Source organism: Streptomyces sp. NPDC055025, assembly GCF_053608565.1.
Genome location: NZ_JBSGVS010000044.1, coordinates 1 through 16,584, shown reverse-complemented (window position 1 = coordinate 16,584; position 16,584 = coordinate 1). Strand labels below are relative to the sequence as shown.

Below are 16,584 nucleotides of genomic sequence, written 5' to 3'. Positions count from 1 at the left end.
CTGTGAGTAGTTCGTCACAGAAAGCGAAAGCGGCAGGTGGCAAGGGCGTGGAGGAAGCGTTGACATGAGGGTGAATCGGCAACGGAATCAAACGGACGACGCCGTTGTGCTGCGGTGGAGCAGCCATCCGAGGTGCGTCGCCCTCGCGCGGCTGGAGTTGCGCAAGGCACTGGCCGACTGGGGGTTGGCGGCCTTGGAGGACTCGGCTCTCCTCGTGCTGTCCGAACTGCTCACGAATGCCGGGCGGCACGCCCAGGTCGTACCGGAGCAGACCATCGAGACGCACTACTTCCGCAGGCCGGCCGGTCTGCGGATCGAGGTGCACGACGCGTCGCCGGAGCTTCCGCGCAGGCGTACGCCCGAGGCGGACGCGTCCGACGGGCGCGGGCTGGTGCTGGTGAGCGCGCTCGCGGACGAGTGGGGGGTCGCCGAACGCTGCGGCCCGGGAAAGATGGTGTGGGCTGCCCTGTCGCTCCCGGCGCCGGGCGAGGGGGCTTGCGAGCGTGGCTGAGCAAGGCGGCATGGACGTGGGGACGGAACCACCTCCCCTGGGGGTGTTCGCGCGGCCGGATGTGGTCCCGTACATCACGCGGTGGTCGTCGGAACAGATCCTGCCCGCCGTGGTCCTGGCCGATGACCGGGGCATCCGTTACGCGGACGAACTGCCGCACGACCGCGACGCGCGCGGGATCCTGTGGAAACGGGTCGGGCTGAGTCCGGGGAAGGGCCGGCCGGTGTTCGGGGACGTCCACTTCCTGCGGCAGCGGCGGGCGATGCGGAAGCTGCTGTGCCAGGTCTGCGGGGGTCCGGCGGACCGTACCGAGGACGGGACGCTGTGGCTGGTGGGCGAGGACGCGGACGACCGGGAGACATGGTCGGCCGAATTCATCACCGGGCATCCGCCGCTCTGTGTGCCGTGCGCGGTGACCTCCGTACAGGCCTGTCCGCATCTGCGGAGGAGCTATGTGGCGTTACGGGTGCGGACGTTCGAACTGGGCGGGGTGCAGGGGGCGTTGTACCGCCTGCACGGTCGTCTGCCCGTGGCGTACTCCGCCGACGGCGTGCCGTTCGACAGCTGGCGCCTTCACTGGGTGCTGGCCGGGCAGCTGATCATGAGGCTGCGCGCCTACACGCTGGTGGATCTGGCGGCGGAGCACGCGGCGTATGTGAGGCGGACGGCGCGGCCCTCGACGGGCGATGCGCCCAGGTGGTCGGCGGTGAGTGATGATCGCGTACCCGAAGGAGTGAAGGGAGCGCGACTTGAGCACGGCCGGGTCGCGGACCACGCGACGATGATCTTTCCCACGTCACTCGACTCTCGGAGAACCGGAACCATGGCCACTGTCACGCAGGACATCATCACCGCCAAGATCGAGCGTTCATTCGAAACCCTGGACGCCAACCACGACGGCTGTCTGGACTGGTCGGACTACCAGAACCTCGCCGACCGCTACATCACGGCGTACAAGCTCGGCAAGGACGACCGCCGGGCCCGCGCGCTCCGGACCTTCTACCAGATCTACTGGCTGGAGCTGCTGCGTCACGCGGGCGTGGACGGGGACCGGCTCACGAAGGACCAGTACGTCACGGCCAGCCGTCTCGCGGTCATCGACACCAGCCGTCTCAACGTGACCGAGGGCGGCGGGCACGCGATGTTCGATGTCATCGACGTCAACGGCGACAACGAGATCGGCAAGGACGAGTTCGCCCGCTTCCTGACGGACGTGTGCAGGACCGACGCGCCCGACGCGATGGACGCGTTCCACAGGCTGGACACCGACGGGGACGGCGCGATCTCGCGCCAGGAGTTCATCCGCGCGGTGCGCGAGCACTTCCTCTCGAACGACCCGGACGCCCCGGGCAGCCTTTTCTTCGGACACATCTGAGCCCGGCGGCTTCCCTCACGGGCGGCAGCGGGGCGGACCGGGAGCCCGCGCGACGGGCTCCCGGTCGGTCGGTCAGTCGGCCAGTCATGCGCGGCCATGACGAGCCGGGACGAGCCTGGACCGGACCGCATGACGGGGCCGCATGGAGGGGCCGCACGACGGGCCCGCTCTAGATCACTTCCCGGAGCACGTCGTCCGCCGGGGTGGCGCTCACGCCGAGGACCTTCTCGGTCTCGGAGTGGTCGACGACGAACGGGTTGCCGGGCTTGGTGAGTACCTCCTGCATTTCCGCCCAGAACGGGTCGGTGAACGCGAGCAGGGTCAGATCGCGTTCGGTCATCTCCTCCATCCGGGGTAGCGGTGCCCCCGCGAGTTCGGCGAGCCGCACGGCCAGTTCCCGGACCGACAGGGTCGCGGTGGGCACGTGCCAGGCCCGGCCGTACGCCTCTTCGGCGCGGCTCGCGGCGACCAGCGTGCGCGCGGTGTCGCCGATCGCCGAGTAACTGTGGGGCACGTCGAGTTCCTGCGGCACCAGGACCAGTTTTCCTTCCAGGACCTGCCGCTGCACCATGTAGCTGAACACCGAGAAGGCGCCCGCGCCGTAGAACTGGCCGGCCCGCACCTCGGTGACCTTCACCCCCGAGGCGGCGGCCTCCTCCCACGCGCGCGCTCTGGTACGCCCCTTGGGGCCGGTCGCGGTCAGGGGGAAGTCCGGCGTGATGGGGCCGCTCACGGGCCCGTACGCGTAGAGGTTGCCGAGCATGACGTACGCGGCCCCGGTCCGCTTCGCCGCGCTCAGGAGCGACCCCGACAGGATCGGAAACCGCTCGGGCCAGAGGTGGTACGGCGGCACGGCGGTGGCGAACAGCGTGTCGGCGCCCTCCGTGAGCGCGGTGAGCCGGTCGGTGTCGGTCGCGTCCGCGGCGATCCTTTCGACAAGCGGGTGGTCCGGTCCGCCGCCGGTCCGGCTGACCATTCGTACCCGCTCACCGTCCCCGGCCAGCAGCAGAGCGGTCCTCGACGCGGCGGCCCCGCGACCCACGATCACATGAGATCTCATGCCGGAAACGGTGTCGCGGCACGCCCTCGTACGATAGTGGCCGGAATGCCAACCCTCCGGAGGTTCTGGCCATGCACCGCGTCGCCGCAGTCATCGTGCCGCCCGTGCTCGGCTTCGACGTCTCGATCCCGCTGATGGTGTTCAACAGCGTTCCGCACTACGACGTGCGCGTCTGTACGGCGCGGCCCGGCCCGATGCCCACCGTCGGCGGCCCCGACATCGTGGTGCCGGACGGCCTGGACGCGGCGGCGGGCGCCGACACGGTCATCGCCGTCGGCAGCGGCGGCGGGCAGGCTCCCCCGGAGACCCTCGACGCCCTGCGGAGAGCCGCGGCCACCGGCGCGCGGATCGCCTCCCTGTGTACGGGTGCCTTCGTACTGGCCCAGGCCGGTCTGCTCGACGGGCTGCGCGCCACGACCCACTGGGAGCTGGCCGGTGACCTCACCGCTCGCTTCCCGTCCGTCGATGTGCAGCCCGACCTGCTCTTCGTCGAGGACGGCGGGATCTTCACCTCGGCGGGGGCTGCCGCCGCGATCGATCTGTGCCTGCATCTGGTCAGAATCGACTTCGGCGCGGCGGTCGCCAACACGGCCGCGCGGCTCGCGGTCGTCTCTCCCGTACGGCCGGGCGGGCAGTCCCAGTTCATCGAGACACCGCTGCCGCCGGAGCGCGGCACCTCGCTCGCCCCCACTCGTGCGTGGGCGCTCGAACACCTCGATCGTCCGCTCACCCTGGCCGAGCTGGCCGGTCATGCCGGGACGAGCGTGCGCACCCTCAGCCGGCGCTTTCTCGCGGAGACCGGGCTGAGCCCGCTCCAGTGGCTGCTGCACCGGCGCGTCGACCGGGCCAGAGAGCTGCTGGAGACCACGGGGCTGCCCATGGATCAGGTGGCGCGGAGGAGCGGTCTGGGCAGTGCGGACTCCCTCCGCAAGCACATGGCGGGCCGGGTGGGACTGACCCCCACGGCCTATCGCGCGAGCTTCAACCGGGCGCCGAGCGGCGCGGCCCGTTGAGGCTGCCCGCCTGCCTGCTGAGGTCGCCCGCCGTGCTGCCCGCTGAGGCCGCCCGCTGAGGTTGGCGCTCCCCACGGACACCGCGCCTGATCCGGGCGAGGTGGAGAGGATCGTGCAAGAGCTCGCGCGGATCGGTCTACTGTGCGCGGGCACCGCGCGCTTCGATGGAGATGAGCAATTCCGAGACCGTTCCGACACGCATGGGAGCACGCTGATGCCGCTCGACCACTACGTCACGCTCGGCCGATCGGGGCTGCGGGTCAGTCCGCTCGCCCTCGGCGCGATGACCTTCGGAGAGGATCCCGGGGGCGCCGGATGCGGCGTCGAGGAGTCGGAGAGGATCCTGGCGACGTATCTGGATCACGGGGGCAACTTCATCGACACCGCGAACTTCTACACCAACACCCATTCGGAGAAGATCCTCGGTGACTGGTTCGCGGCCCGTCCCGGGCGGCGCGACCGTGTGGTCCTGGCGTCGAAGTTCTTCGCCAACCTCTTCCCCGGGGACCCCAACGGCGGCGGTGCGGGCCGCCGCTCGATCATCGCCCAGCTCGACGAGTCCCTGCGCCGGATGCGGACCGACCATCTGGACCTGTACTGGCTGCACAACTGGGACCGGCACACACCGATCGAGGAGACGCTGCGCACCCTGGACGACCTCGTGCGGGCCGGCAAGATCCGCTACATCGGGTTCTCCAACACCCCGGCCTGGGTGACCGCGCAGGCGCAGACCACGGCGCTGCTGAAGGACTGGACCCCGCTGATCGCGCTCCAGGTCGAGTACTCGCTGCTGGCGCGCACCGTCGAGGGTGAACTCGCGCCGCTCGCGCGCGACCAGGGCATGGCGCTGGTCCCCTGGAGCCCGCTGAAGAACGGTTTCCTGTCGGGCAAGTACCGGCGAGGACACCAGGTCACCGACTCCGCCCGTACGGCCTTCGTGGGCGGTCCGGACGAGGACGAGTTCGTGGTCATCGACGCGGTCGCCGCGGTCGCCGACGAACTCGGGACCACCTCCGCGGCGGTCGCGCTGGCGTGGCTGCGTGAGCGCGAGGGCACCGTCGTACCGATCGTCGGCGCCCGGCGCGTGGACCACCTGACCGGCAACCTCGCCTCCCTGGAGGTGACCCTCACCCCCGAACAGCTCCACCGGCTGGACGAGGTCTCGGCCCCGGCCCTGAACTACCCGGCGCCGATGCACGGGGCGCAGCGGACCATGCTCCAGTTCGCGGGGACGACGGTCGACGGCGAGCCCTCCACCGTCTACCCGCCGCTGCTCCAGAGCGCCGTCCGCTACTGAGCGACGTCCGCGACCGAGCGCTGTCCGCTACTGAGCGTCGTCCGCTACTGAGACCGCGCGAGGGCGCGGGCGCGGGCCATCTCGTCCGGGTCGGTGAGGGTGAGGCGGCCGATATGGAGACGGATGTGGCCGTACATGACTACGCCCAGGTCAACCGTGCGGTCGACGTCCAGGGTCCAGGCGGCGTGCGGGAGTTCGAGTGTGCCGGGCTTGGGGACGGTGCGGGCGCTCCACCCGACGGAGATGAGCCAGCACGCCTCGGCGAAGCCTTCGGTGCCGGTCGACCCGTACATCAGGTCAGGCCGGTGCCGGGCGGCCACGTCCATCAGACTCAGACCGGGAACACCGGGGACGGGCACATCACCGACGAGGGCGGTCTCCCCGTACCGGCCGCTGGTCGTATAGCCGACGACGCCGTACCGGTCGGGCCACCGGTGCAGCAGTCGCACCACCGTCACCCGCCCCTCACCGCCCACACTCCAAGCCACACCCGCGCTCCCGTCACCCGTCCCCCGCCCCCCGTCCTCGATACCGGTGATATCGGTGACATCGGAGCTGCCGGGGTCGTCCTGAAGGTGTGTGTCCGGTTTCCAAGTCACCATGAACAGGACATCAGGGACACCTGCGGTACGCCCGGTGAGTGGGTGAGCGGGTGAGCGGGTGAGCGGGGGTGGGTCAGATCACCGGGGGGCGGCCCAGGGCCGTCATGCGGCCCACGGTGCGCCAGCGGATCGGGCGACGGGTGCCGCAGGCGGTGCGTACGCCCTCGAAGAAGCCGCCGAACCAGGCGCGCAGGCCGCTCGCCGAGCGGGTGCGGGCCAGGGTGAGCAGGATCCAGGTGCCGAGATACAGCGGGATGAGCAGCGCGGGCAGATGGCGGCGGGCCAGCCAGACGCGGTTACGGGCGGTCATCCGGTAGAACTCCGCGTGCCGGGAGGGTGCGGTGCGCGGGTGCTGGAGCACCAGCTCCGGTTCGTACCGGATCGTCCAGCCCGCGTCCAGCGCGCGCCACGCGAGGTCGGTCTCCTCGTGGGTGAAGAAGAACTCGTCGGGCCAGCCGCCGGTCTCGTCCAGCATCGCCATGGACAGCGCGTGACCGCCGCCCAGGAACGTGGTCACCTCCCCGCCCCGCATCGGGTCGTCCACCCGCAGTCTGGGCACGTGCCGGCGCGCGGTGAAGCCGGTCTCGTCCGCGATACGGAAGCTGATGATGCCGAGCCGGGGATCCGCCTCGTACAGATCGGCGACGCGGGAGATCACATCGGCCTCGATCAGCAGACCGTCGTCGTCCAGATCCACCAGTACGTCGATGTCGCCGGTCTCGCGGAGCTTACGCAGAGCGACATTGCGACCGCCCGAGACGCCGAGATTTCGCTCCAGTTCCACTCCGACAACCCCGTCGGGCAACTCGGGCAGCGGGGCGCCGTTGCCGACGACGACGATCCGGGCGGCGGGCTCGCGCTGCTTGGCGACGGAGTCCAGCAGGGCACGCAGCTCGACGGGCCGGGTTCCCATGGTCAGCACGGCCACACCTACACGTGGTCGGGACACGTCCAGATCACCCCAGCTCTCGGTAACGGCGGAACTCGATGCTAACCGCCGGGGGCCATCCCACGGCTACTGCAAGGTATCCCCCTCGACGCCATTAGTTCATCTTTACTCTCGGTGGCCGCCTGTTCCCGTCGTGCGTTCCTGTGATCGGTCCCATCGGTCTGTCACTCCGTGTGAGGGGCGCGCGTCGTTGTGTGCGGGCCCGGGAGGTGCTCGTGTGTGCCTCCGCCGCCCCGGCTCACCGGCTGCCCTCGCCCCGGCTCCCTGGCGGCCTCCGCCCCGGCTTCCCGGCCGCCCTCGCCGCCTCGGCCGCCCCGGCCCGGTAACTCCCGTATGCCGTAAGCCCGTAGGGCCCTCGTCACATCCGTCGTACCGCCATGTCCTTGATCAGGCCGCTGTGGGAGACTTTCCGCATGGCGGTGGCGGTCGGTGGTGGAGAGTGAGCGAGCCGCGTTCCGCACCTACCATCGGGCAACTCGTCCTCAGTAAGCAGCTCCAGTCCCTCCGCGAGAGCGCGGGGCTCAGCCGTGACGAGGCCGGCAAACTGCTGCGTGTCACCGCCGCGACCATACGGCGCATGGAGATGTCCGAGGTCGCGCTCAAGATCCCGTACATCGAGATACTGCTGTCCGCGTACGGTCTCCCCGACGACGAGCGCGCCACCTTCCTCGAACTCGCCGAGGAGGCCGTCAAGCCCGGCTGGTGGCAGCGGTTCCATGATGTGCTGCCCGACTGGTTCGGCGGCTATGTGAGCCTTGAGGGCGCGGCCAAGACCATCCGCTGCTACGAGCCGCACTTCGTGCCCGGTCTGCTCCAGACCGAGGACTACGCGCGTTCCGTCATGGCCTTCGGCGAGATCGGCAAGTCCGATCCGGAGCGGATCGAGCGCCGGGTCGCGCTGCGGATGGAGCGGCAGAAGCTGCTCACGCGCGCGGAGGCCCCGCCGATCTTCTGGGTTGTCATGGACGAGACGGTTTTAAGGAGACCCGTCGGTTCCGCCGCCGTCATGCGGACCCAGATCGACCGGCTCCTCGACGTGGCCGAACTGCCCAATGTGACGCTCCAGGTAGCAGAGTTCGCCTCGGGCCATCATCCGGGTACGTACAGCCCGTTCGTCCTGTTCCGTTTCTCGATACCCGAGCTGCCGGACATCGTCTACATCGAGTATCTGACCGGTGCGCTCTATCTCGACAACGCCCGTGAGCTCTCCGAGCACAAGGAGGCGATGGACCGCATGGTCGCCCACGCGGAGTCCGCCCGCCGGACCAAGGAGATACTCACCGACCTCCGCAAGGAGCTGTGAGGCCCGGCCCGGCTCCCCTTCCCCCTCCTTATGTCTTATGCGTTCGCCACGCGCGGTGCGCACGAGGTGCGCGTGGCAGATGCGACAGACGTGATCGGCGTGACGCACGCGACGCACGCGGCACACGCCCCCACAGGCTCAGACTCACCACCACGGAGTTAACGGAGTTCCGATGACGGCAGGCACCCCCAAGCCCCAGGTCGACACCAGCAAGCCCCACCCGGCGCGCGTGTACGACTATCTGCTCGGCGGCAAGGACAACTACACGGTCGACCAGGAGATAGGGAAGAAGCTCCCCGACGCCTCGAAGCAGGACGCGCGGCTGAACCGGGCCTTCATGCACCGCGCCGCCGCCTGGGTCGCCCGGAGCGGTGTCGACCAGTACCTCGACATCGGTACGGGCATCCCCACCGAGCCCAATCTCCACCAGATCGTCCAGGAGGCGGTACCGGCGTCCCGGGTCGTCTACACCGACAACGACCCGATCGTGCTGCGTCACGCGGAGGCGCTGCTGATCAGCACGCCCGAGGGGGCCACCGACTACATCCAGGCCGATGTGCGCAGGCCGCTGGAGATACTCGACCACGCGCGCGGTGTCCTGGACTTCGGCCGGCCCATCGCCCTGTCCCTGATCGCGCTGATGCACTTCATCCCGGACGAGGACGACCCGTACGGCATCACCCGCACCCTGGTGGACGCGATGCCGGCGGGCAGTCTGTTCCTGTTCTCGCACGGTACGGCCGACTTCCAGCCGGAGAAGCTGGTGGGCCATGTCAACGACACGTACGGGAAGGGCGGTATCTCGCTGCGGCTGCGCACCCGCGCCGAGGTCGAGCGCTTCTTCGACGGGCTCGACATGGTGGACCCCGGACTGGTGACGGCGCCGCGCTGGTACAAGGACACGGCGGCGCCCGAGGACGCGCACAGCTCGTTCTACGTGGGGGTGGCCCGGATCGGCTGACGCCAGCCGGTCATCCCCCGGCGGTGGCGTCGCCGACAGCGGCGCCACCGGCACCGACGCCACCGACAGCGACCCCGCCGATCCAGACGCTGGTGATCGCGCTGATGTAGCGCGCCCCGCAGCGGTCCGAGGGCACCACGAGCTGGCTTCCCGCCGACTCCAGGCTCTGTCCGTCCATGGTGGTGGCCAGCAGGATCGGCACGTTCCCGAAGTCGGCGTCCATCTCCGCCCAGGAGAGCACCGTATGGTGCCCGTCCCCGCCGGTGACGGCGAGCAGAAAGCGTGAACGGTCCTTGCGCCGCCGAGCGTCGAAGGCCGGCTTCGCCGAGTCGACCACTTCGCGGAGCAGCGGACCCTCGAAGGTGTGGTGCCGTGGTCCGGCACTCGCGCAGTGGAAGACGACATCGGCGCGGTGCTGCTGCCACTGCTCGCGCAGATCCGCGACGGTCAGTGCGACGGGACGCTCGACCTCTCCCCTGAGCAGCAGGGAGACGGCGCGGGGTGGTGGGGTGGCGGCGGCGGTACTGGGACTGGTGTCGGTGCCGGTGCTGACGCTGGGTCGGCTCATCGGATTCCCCCTCGGGAGGCGGCTGCCACAGTTGGTGTGCCCAGCGGCCGGTGGGGGGAATCTCGGATACGAGCCAACAGTGCGTCTTTGCCTCGCTGATGTGAGCCGGGGGAGCGTGTTGGGGTGGCAGAAGCGATCGGGCGCCAGGCTTCACGCGTCGGGCGTCAGGTGCCGGGTGTCAGGCCTGAGGCATCAGATGTGAGATCTCCCGTGTCACGCGTTGCGTTGGTGCGGTCGGTCGACATGGACGTGGGTCGACTTCACCCGGGCCGTGACGGACGCCCCCACCTGGATGTCCAGTTCCTCGACGGCCTCGCGGGTCACGAGCGACACCAGCCGGTGCGGTCCGGACTGGATCTCCACCTGGGCGACCACATCGTCGAGCGTCACGGCCGTCACGATCCCGGCGAACGCGTTGCGGACCGAGGTCAGCGGCTCGTCGGGGACCGGATGCAGCCCCACCGCCCGCTCCTTGGCGAACGCGGCCAGGCCGACCCCGTCGATCACCCGGTTCCCCGAACTGTCCCGCTCCATGGCCACCTGACCGCTGTCGGCCCAGCGGCGGACGGTCTCCGAACTCACGCCCAGCAGTCCCGCTGCCTGGCCAATGCTGTACGACGGCATTCCGGCACTCTAAGCCGTGGCGTGGCGTGGCGGACGCTGAGCCGTGGCGTGGTGGAGGCGGCGGGACGCGGAAGGGCCCGGCCGGTTTCCCCCGTCGGCCGGGCCCCGCCACGCGCCGCTCCACGGCGCTTCCCCCTGTTCCCCCGTATCCCCCCGTTCCCCTACACCGGTGTCACGGCGCCGGTCCGTGTCAGTCCGTGACCTCGATGCGTCCGTTGGCCTCGGTGGTCCTGGCGGGGACCTGGGCCGGGACCGCGCCCGCGCCCGTTCCGCCGGGCCCGCCCGTCCTGCCCGCCGCCAGGCCCTTCAGCAGCTCCGCGAGGTCGACTCCCGTGGTGGCACTGAGGAGTTCGACGCCCTGGGCCACGTTGTCGGCGACCGTACGCGCGAGCTGCCCGGCGCCGTCCGTCGAGATCACCGTCATCTTGTCCACCGCGCTGAGCGGCTCGGACGCCTTCGCGACCACCGAGGGCAGCACCTCGACCAGCATCTGGAGGACGGCCGCGTCGCCGTACCGCGCGAACGCCTCCGCCTTCTTGTGCATGGCCTCCGCCTCCGCCGCGCCCTTGGCGCCGATCGCGGCGGCCTCCGCCTCACCCTCGATCCGTACGGCGGCGGCGAGCGCGGCGCGGTGCGCCTTCTCGCCCTCACCGGTGAGACGCGAGCGTTCGGCGTCGGCCTCGGCCTCCTTGACCAGGGCGATACGGCGTGCCTCGGCCTCCTGTTCGGCCTGGTAGCGGGCCGCGTCGGCGGGCTTGCGGACCTTGGTGTCGAGTTCGCGGTCGGTCAGCGCGGCCTGGCGCTGGGCGACCTTCTCCTGCTCGGCGAGCACGTCCTGCTCGCGCGCCGCCTGGGCCAGCGGGCCGGCCGCCGCCGCGCGGGCCGCCGCCTCGTCCGTCTCGGCCTTGATCTCGGCCTGCTTCAGATAGAACGTCCGCTGCGCGATCGCGATCTCTTCCTCGGCCTTCAGCCTGGCCTGCTCGGCGGCCCGGCGGGCCACGGCCTCCGCGATGTCGGCCTCCTGCTTGGCGCGGGCGGCCTCGGGACGGCCGAGGTCCTCCAGATACGAGCCCTCGGTGGTGATGTCCTGGATCTGGAACGCGTCGAGCATCAGGCCCTGCCCGGACAGGCTCGCCTCGGCCTCCTCCGCGACCTGCCCGGCGAAGGCCGCCCGGTCCCGGATGATGTCCTCCACCGACATCCGGCCGACGATGGAGCGCAGCGCGCCGGAGAGCACCTCCTGTGTGAAGCCGACGATGCCGCCCTGCTGCCGCAGGAAGCGCTGCGCCGCGGCTCTGATGGCGTCCTCGGTGCCGCCGACCTTGACGATGGCGACACCGTCGAGGTTGGCCTTCACCCCGCGCAGGGTGACGGCGCCGCGCACGGCGACCGGGATGTGCCGGCTGGACAGGTCGAGCGTGAACTTCTGCTGGACGAACGGCACGACGAACACTCCGCCGCCGACCACGACCTTCTGGCCGCTGGTGTCCATGGACACCCGGCCGGTGGCCGGGTCGGTCGACTGCTTGCCGCGGCGGCCGGTGACGATGAACGCCTGGCTGGGCCCCGCGACCTTGTACCGCGTGATGACGGTCAGTGCCAGCAGGGCGACGAGTACGACGACCCCCAGCACGGCGATGACGACTGGACTCATGGTGGCCTCTCCCTTGCCCCCCGAGGGACAGCGGTTCTGACAGCGGTTCGAATCGGTGCGCGTGGAACGCTCCACGCTCCACGCGCCGCGTTGGTGCACGGGGGTGTCGGCCGGCCCGGCCGCGGCGCGCGCGGTGGTCGGCGTGGGGGGTGTGGGCGGTGTGGGCGGTGGGTTCGGTGTGGGCGGTGGGTTTGGCGTGGGCGGGGACGCGCGGGTCAGCGGTCGACCGGGCGTACGGAGACGGAACTCGACGAGAGCGTCGCCTCCACCCAGATCTCCGCCCCGTACGCCACCGGCTGCTCGCTCTTGGCGGAGTACTTCACCGTCTGGCCGCCGAGCCGCAGCAGCACCTCGCCGTACCCGGTGGCCGGGATCGCGGTGACGACCGTGCCCGCGGTGCCCACGAGATCGTCGCCCCGCGGGGTCGCCGCCGTCTGGTCACGCATCAGCGCCTTGCTGAACCGCCAGGTCAGCCATCCCGCCCCGGCACCGGCCGCCGCCCCCGCGACGGCGGCCGGTACCGTGCCGAGATCCGTGGTGCCCTGGACGATCGCGCCGCCGAAACCGAGCATCGAGACGAAACCGGCGATCACCGGCAGCGACAGCAGCCCGTCGAAGAGGCCGTTGAGCATCCCGACCCCGCCGAAGAGCCCTTCCAGAATCCCGTCGAAGATCAACGACAGGACGAGCAGCACGATCCCCGCGATGCCGAGACCCAGAAACAAGGTCATCGGATCCCCCCTCCCCCACTGCCCTGGATCCCCCGCGGTCTCCCTCGGGCAGGGCGCCATGTTCCCATCCATGGACATCAGTGCGCATTGCCGGGTTCCGGCAGTCTTAACGCGTTCTTAATGCCGAGTGCCGACTGTCGACCGCCCGCCGCCGAGTGCCGACCGCGCGACCACACACCTGCACTCACCTTTACTCACGTGTAGTCACGCTTGCGGACTCAGAATGGTTTCGCCGGCCAGTCGAGCAGTCTCGCCCCGATGACGGCCGTCTGGAGGGTGTAGCGGTGCATGGGATCGGCGGGATCGGCGCCGGTGAGCTGGTGGATCCGCGCCAGTCGGTAGGTCAGGGCCCGGACGCTCAGCGACAGCCGGCGCGCGGCCTCCGCCGCCACGCATCCCGCGTCGAAGTAGACGGCGAGGGTCTCGATGAGCGGCTGGGCCCCGCCCCGGGCGGCCTCCAGGGGACCGAGGGTGCCGAGGACGAGTTCGGTCATGGCCTGCCGGTCGCGGGTGAGGACCGGATAGACGAGCAGATCGGCGGCGTGCAGGACGGGGGCGTCCAGGGCGAGCCGGGCGGCGAGGTCGAGGACGTTCAGGGCCTCCTCGTACGACTGGACCACCCCGCCCACCCCGGGCTGCGGGCGCCCGATGGCGACCCGGCCGCCGTCCGTCGCCGCGAAGGCCTGCTTGGCGAAGTAGGCCAGGACCTCCCCCTGGTCGCCGGGCGCGACACAGACCAGCCGGCCGGCCTTGGTGGTGAGCAGCACGCTGCGGTCGCCGAACCGGCCGATCAGGGCCTCCTCGACGGCGCGCGGGACGGGTTCCTCCTCGTCGTACGGGACGGCGCCCTCGGCGACCGCGACGGCGTGCGCGTAGGAGAGCCGCAGCCCGAACCGCTCGGCGTGTTCCGCCAGGCGCCCCAGATCGCTGCGTCCGTACAGCAGGTCGTCGATGAACTCCCGGCGCGCGGCGGCCTCCTGCCGTATGGCGAGCCGCTGGGCCCGTTCGTACCCCTCGGCGAACGCGTCGACGGCCTGCTCGACGGCGGCGAGGACACTGTCGACGGTGCCGCGGGCGGAGACCGGGCCGTGGGCGGGAGCCGAGCGGGGAGCTGAGCCGGGAGCTGAGCCGTAGCCGGGGGCGGAGGCGTGGCCGGGGGCGGAGGCGTGGCCGGGGGCGGGGCCGACGGCCGTGTCCGGGCGGGTGGTCGACCCGGCGGGCGACCCGGTGACCGACCCGGTCGGGGAGTTGGCGACCGCCCCGGAGACCGGCACGGCGGGGGACCCGGAGACCGGCGCGGCGGCCGGACTTGGGCCGGTGGCCGAGCGTGCGCTGTGGCCCGGGGCGGCGCCGGGGCCCGAGGCCGCGCCGGGGCCCGAGGTGGCGGCGGTGGCGGGCCAGTGGGCGCGTGCCTCGGCGAGATGCGCGACGACGAGGGCGCGCAGCCCGAATCCGGCTTCGGCGGCCTGCCGCCCCAGTTCCCGGCGGGCCAGCAGTTCGTCCCGGGTGAGCCGGCGGCCGGTCGAGGCGACGGCCGCGAGGATCTTCGCGTACCCCGTCAGATACTCGTCGGGTACCGCCGTCTGTCCCGTCACATCGACTCCTGTCCGTACCGTTCGCATCCGTCCGAGCCCACCTGTCCGAGCCCACCTGTTCGCGCCCGTGGCTGTCGCTGTCGCGGTCGTGGTCGCCGTCGGCGTCGCCTCGCCTTTCTAACCCATGGAGTCCGAGGGGCCCATGGCGCGCCGGTGCCGCTGACGTGCCGGACGGGTGCGCGAGGGGAGGATGGCGGGACACTTCGGGAGGTAAGTGACCATGTCGGCGATCGGTCGTGCGCTGTCCATCGCGGGATCGATGGCCTGGGAGATCACCTGGGCGCTGATCCTCGGCTTCGCGCTCTCGGCGGTGGTGCAGGCGGTGGTGCGCCGCTCGACCGTCGTACGGCTGCTGGGCGACGACCGTCCCCGTACGCTCACCCTGGCCACGGGCCTCGGCGTGGCCTCGTCGTCGTGCTCGTACGCCGCCGTCGCGCTGGCGCGCTCGCTCTTCCGCCAGGGCGCGAACTTCACCGCCGCCATGGCCTTCGAGATCGCCTCCACCAATCTGGTGGTCGAACTGGGTGTGATCCTGGCCCTGCTGCTGGGCTGGCAGTTCACTCTGGCGGAGTTCGTGGGCGGGCCGGTGATGATCGTGATCATGGCGGTGCTGTTCCGGATCTTCCTGCGCGGACGGCTTCTCGCGCGGGCGCGGGCCCAGGCCGGGCGGGGCCTGACCGGTTCCATGGAGGGCCACGCGGAGATGGACTCGTCCGTACCGGGCGAAGGATCGTTCGCCCGGCGGCTCCTGTCCCCCGAGGGCCGTACCGCGGTGGCGCACGTCTTCGTCATGGAGTGGGCCGCGATCCTGCGCGACCTGGTGCTGGGCCTGCTCATCGCGGGCGCGATCGCCGCCTGGGTCCCGGACTCCTTCTGGAGCGCCTTCTTCCTCGAAGACCACCCCCTGGCCGCGAAACTGACGGGCCCCCTGATCGGCCCGCTCGTGGCGATCGCCTCGTTCGTCTGCTCCATCGGCAATGTGCCGCTGGCCGTGGTCCTGTGGAAGGGGGGCATCAGCTTCGGGGGCGTGATCGCCTTCCTCTACGCCGACCTCCTGATCCTCCCGATCCTCAACATCTACCGGAAGTACTACGGCCCGCGCATGACGGCCCTCATCCTCGCGGTCTTCTTCACGGCGATGGCGGCGGCGGGCTACGCGGTCGAGTTCCTCTTCGGCGCCCTGGACCTCGTCCCGGACCACTCCCACGCCAGAGTCCCGGACGAGGGCGTCTCCTGGAACTACACCACCGCCCTCAACATCGTCTTCCTCCTCCTCGCCGCGACCCTGATCCACCGCTTCCTCCGCACGGGCGGCCCGGCGATGCTCCGCGCGATGAACAGACCGCCGACCCACTCCTGACCGCGCGCGGGCGCGGGGCAGAATCGTGTGCCCGCGCGGGCGGGACGGGGTGCGGGGGCGGAGGTGGTTGAGCCTGTGGCGGGGAAGGGCGCGGTCGGGGCGCCTCGGGGGTGGGTGACGGCTCCCGCGTCGTCGTCGTCCTCCTTCTCCTTCTCCTGGGACGCGACTCAGCGGGTGCGGTGGGGGCCGAGGTCTCTCAGGACCGTGCCGAGTTCGTCGCGGGTCAGGGCCGGTGCGGGGAGCCCGCCGGCCGGTTCCGTGCGCAGGCCGTCGAGGCTGAGGCCGAGATAGCGGCGCCAGGCGTCGGGGGCGGTGGCCGCCAGTGCGGGTACGGTACGGCCCAGCGCGGCCAGGACGAAGAGCACGTCCTCGGTGGTGATGTCGTCGCGCATCGTGCCCTGCCGCTGGGCGCGTTCCACCAGCAGCCGGACGGTCTCGCGGTTCTGCTCGTGGAGGGCCTCCAGCGAGGGGACGCCCGGGATCCCGGTGGTCATCAGGTCGTTGGCCCCGCGGTCGGCGGCCAGGCCCGCGAAGACGGAGACGAAGTACGTGGTGAGGCCCGTCCAGGCGTCCTCGCACTCCCGCGCCTTCGCACCGGCGCGGGACGTCTCGGCGAGCGTCTCGTGGAAGACGGCCTCGACGAGCGCCCCCCGGTCGGGGAAGTGACGGTACAGCGTGGCGTTGCCGACCCCCGCCCTGCGGGCGATCTCGTCCAGCGACGCGTCCAGACCCTGCTCGGCGAAGACGTCCCGGGCGGCCTCGGTCAGCAGCGCGCGATTGCGCCGGGCGTCGCGCCGCAGCGGCGCCGCGCCTTTCCGCTCGCTCGCTCCCGTCACCGGCTCACCGCCTCCCAGAGATCCGTACCGCCCGCGCGTACCGTCCACGCGTTTTACCGGTCGGTCCGGTGGTCGCCGATGCTACCCGCGGGCGGGGGGGGGGGGGGTGATTGGGGGGCGCCCCCCGGGGGGCGGCGGGGGGGTG

At 71.2% G+C, this 16,584-nt stretch carries 16 protein-coding genes; 7 read left to right on the top strand and 9 right to left on the bottom strand.

All coding sequences use genetic code 11. The features are described from left to right. Nucleotides 1-64 precede the first annotated feature (64 nt). Together ACWGDX_RS25540 and ACWGDX_RS25535 are read left to right on the top strand one after the other, a co-directional pair. On the top strand, nt 65-511 hold the full coding sequence (locus ACWGDX_RS25540; RefSeq protein ID WP_453629102.1) for an ATP-binding protein: 447 nt from the start codon (nt 65-67) through the stop codon (nt 509-511). Beyond that, nucleotides 504-1,886: an EF-hand domain-containing protein gene (locus ACWGDX_RS25535; RefSeq protein WP_453629100.1), complete on the top strand. Its 1,383-nt coding sequence runs from the start codon at nt 504-506 to the stop codon at nt 1,884-1,886. Before ACWGDX_RS25540 ends, ACWGDX_RS25535 begins: the two co-directional genes overlap by 8 nt. 169 nt (nt 1,887-2,055) lie before the next feature. On the opposite strand, the gene ACWGDX_RS25530 is transcribed toward ACWGDX_RS25535, so the two are convergent. Continuing rightward, on the bottom strand, nt 2,056-2,946 hold the full coding sequence (locus ACWGDX_RS25530) for an NAD-dependent epimerase (protein WP_453629098.1): 891 nt from the start codon (nt 2,944-2,946) through the stop codon (nt 2,056-2,058). A 71-nt stretch (nt 2,947-3,017) separates the two neighbouring features. Here ACWGDX_RS25530 and ACWGDX_RS25525 point away from each other — a divergent pair, with 71 nt between their 5' ends. Continuing rightward, on the top strand, nt 3,018-3,959 hold the full coding sequence (locus tag ACWGDX_RS25525) for a GlxA family transcriptional regulator (protein WP_453629096.1): 942 nt from the start codon (nt 3,018-3,020) through the stop codon (nt 3,957-3,959). 214 nt (nt 3,960-4,173) lie between these two features. Next, nucleotides 4,174-5,256 carry an aldo/keto reductase gene (locus tag ACWGDX_RS25520; RefSeq protein WP_453629094.1) on the top strand — a complete coding sequence of 361 codons (1,083 nt, stop codon included), beginning with the start codon at nt 4,174-4,176 and terminating at the stop codon, nt 5,254-5,256. Nucleotides 5,257-5,300: 44 nt separating this feature from the next. Here the strand turns inward: ACWGDX_RS25520 and ACWGDX_RS25515 are convergent, their stop codons facing one another. Both ACWGDX_RS25515 and ACWGDX_RS25510 read right to left on the bottom strand, forming a co-directional pair. Further along, entirely contained in the window at nt 5,301-5,858 is a 558-nt protein-coding gene (locus ACWGDX_RS25515) for a hypothetical protein (protein ID WP_453629092.1), read from the bottom strand. A 73-nt stretch (nt 5,859-5,931) separates the two neighbouring features. Next, on the bottom strand, nt 5,932-6,771 hold the full coding sequence (locus ACWGDX_RS25510; RefSeq protein ID WP_453629203.1) for a glycosyltransferase family 2 protein: 840 nt from the start codon (nt 6,769-6,771) through the stop codon (nt 5,932-5,934). 475 nt (nt 6,772-7,246) lie between these two features. Here ACWGDX_RS25510 and ACWGDX_RS25505 point away from each other — a divergent pair, with 475 nt between their 5' ends. Together ACWGDX_RS25505 and ACWGDX_RS25500 are read left to right on the top strand one after the other, a co-directional pair. Further along, nucleotides 7,247-8,110, top strand: a complete 864-nt coding sequence (locus ACWGDX_RS25505; RefSeq protein ID WP_453629090.1) for a helix-turn-helix domain-containing protein — start codon at nt 7,247-7,249, stop codon at nt 8,108-8,110. Between the two features lie 172 nt (nt 8,111-8,282). Beyond that, nucleotides 8,283-9,071 carry an SAM-dependent methyltransferase gene (locus ACWGDX_RS25500; protein ID WP_453629088.1) on the top strand — a complete coding sequence of 263 codons (789 nt, stop codon included), beginning with the start codon at nt 8,283-8,285 and terminating at the stop codon, nt 9,069-9,071. Between the two features lie 10 nt (nt 9,072-9,081). Here the strand turns inward: ACWGDX_RS25500 and ACWGDX_RS25495 are convergent, their stop codons facing one another. The 5 genes from ACWGDX_RS25495 to ACWGDX_RS25475 form a co-directional block, all read right to left on the bottom strand. Further along, nucleotides 9,082-9,639 (bottom strand): molybdopterin-dependent oxidoreductase, encoded by a 558-nt coding sequence (locus ACWGDX_RS25495; protein ID WP_453629086.1) that lies wholly within the window; start codon nt 9,637-9,639, stop codon nt 9,082-9,084. A gap of 213 nt (nt 9,640-9,852) precedes the next feature. Next, nucleotides 9,853-10,263 carry a TOBE domain-containing protein gene (locus tag ACWGDX_RS25490; protein WP_363079401.1) on the bottom strand — a complete coding sequence of 137 codons (411 nt, stop codon included), beginning with the start codon at nt 10,261-10,263 and terminating at the stop codon, nt 9,853-9,855. Between the two features lie 190 nt (nt 10,264-10,453). Next, complete coding sequence (locus ACWGDX_RS25485) at nt 10,454-11,917, bottom strand: flotillin family protein (protein ID WP_453629084.1); 1,464 nt, start codon at nt 11,915-11,917, stop codon at nt 10,454-10,456. A gap of 215 nt (nt 11,918-12,132) precedes the next feature. Then, on the bottom strand, nt 12,133-12,648 hold the full coding sequence (locus ACWGDX_RS25480; protein WP_453629082.1) for a hypothetical protein: 516 nt from the start codon (nt 12,646-12,648) through the stop codon (nt 12,133-12,135). A 218-nt stretch (nt 12,649-12,866) separates the two neighbouring features. Then, nucleotides 12,867-14,210, bottom strand: a complete 1,344-nt coding sequence (locus tag ACWGDX_RS25475) for a helix-turn-helix domain-containing protein (protein ID WP_453629201.1) — start codon at nt 14,208-14,210, stop codon at nt 12,867-12,869. A 253-nt stretch (nt 14,211-14,463) separates the two neighbouring features. On the opposite strand from ACWGDX_RS25475, the gene ACWGDX_RS25470 reads away from it, so the two are divergent. Next, nucleotides 14,464-15,603, top strand: coding sequence for a permease (locus ACWGDX_RS25470; protein ID WP_453629080.1), 1,140 nt, complete (start codon nt 14,464-14,466; stop codon nt 15,601-15,603). A 167-nt stretch (nt 15,604-15,770) separates the two neighbouring features. Here ACWGDX_RS25470 and ACWGDX_RS25465 read toward each other — a convergent pair whose 3' ends face one another. Beyond that, complete coding sequence (locus ACWGDX_RS25465) at nt 15,771-16,439, bottom strand: TetR/AcrR family transcriptional regulator (protein ID WP_453629078.1); 669 nt, start codon at nt 16,437-16,439, stop codon at nt 15,771-15,773. Nucleotides 16,440-16,584 lie beyond the last annotated feature (145 nt).

Bases quoted from the DNA above. Each gene is read 5' to 3' on its own strand.
- ACWGDX_RS25540 (WP_453629102.1), top strand. From the start codon at position 65: ATGAGGGTGAATCGGCAACGGAATCAAACGGACGACGCCGTTGTGCTG.
- ACWGDX_RS25530 (WP_453629098.1), bottom strand. From the start codon at position 2,946: ATGAGATCTCATGTGATCGTGGGTCGCGGGGCCGCCGCGTCGAGGACC.
- ACWGDX_RS25525 (WP_453629096.1), top strand. From the start codon at position 3,018: ATGCACCGCGTCGCCGCAGTCATCGTGCCGCCCGTGCTCGGCTTCGAC.
- ACWGDX_RS25520 (WP_453629094.1), top strand. From the start codon at position 4,174: ATGCCGCTCGACCACTACGTCACGCTCGGCCGATCGGGGCTGCGGGTC.
- ACWGDX_RS25515 (WP_453629092.1), bottom strand. From the start codon at position 5,858: ATGGTGACTTGGAAACCGGACACACACCTTCAGGACGACCCCGGCAGC.
- ACWGDX_RS25510 (WP_453629203.1), bottom strand. From the start codon at position 6,771: ATGGGAACCCGGCCCGTCGAGCTGCGTGCCCTGCTGGACTCCGTCGCC.
- ACWGDX_RS25500 (WP_453629088.1), top strand. From the start codon at position 8,283: ATGACGGCAGGCACCCCCAAGCCCCAGGTCGACACCAGCAAGCCCCAC.
- ACWGDX_RS25495 (WP_453629086.1), bottom strand. From the start codon at position 9,639: ATGAGCCGACCCAGCGTCAGCACCGGCACCGACACCAGTCCCAGTACC.
- ACWGDX_RS25490 (WP_363079401.1), bottom strand. From the start codon at position 10,263: ATGCCGTCGTACAGCATTGGCCAGGCAGCGGGACTGCTGGGCGTGAGT.
- ACWGDX_RS25485 (WP_453629084.1), bottom strand. From the start codon at position 11,917: ATGAGTCCAGTCGTCATCGCCGTGCTGGGGGTCGTCGTACTCGTCGCC.
- ACWGDX_RS25480 (WP_453629082.1), bottom strand. From the start codon at position 12,648: ATGACCTTGTTTCTGGGTCTCGGCATCGCGGGGATCGTGCTGCTCGTC.
- ACWGDX_RS25470 (WP_453629080.1), top strand. From the start codon at position 14,464: ATGTCGGCGATCGGTCGTGCGCTGTCCATCGCGGGATCGATGGCCTGG.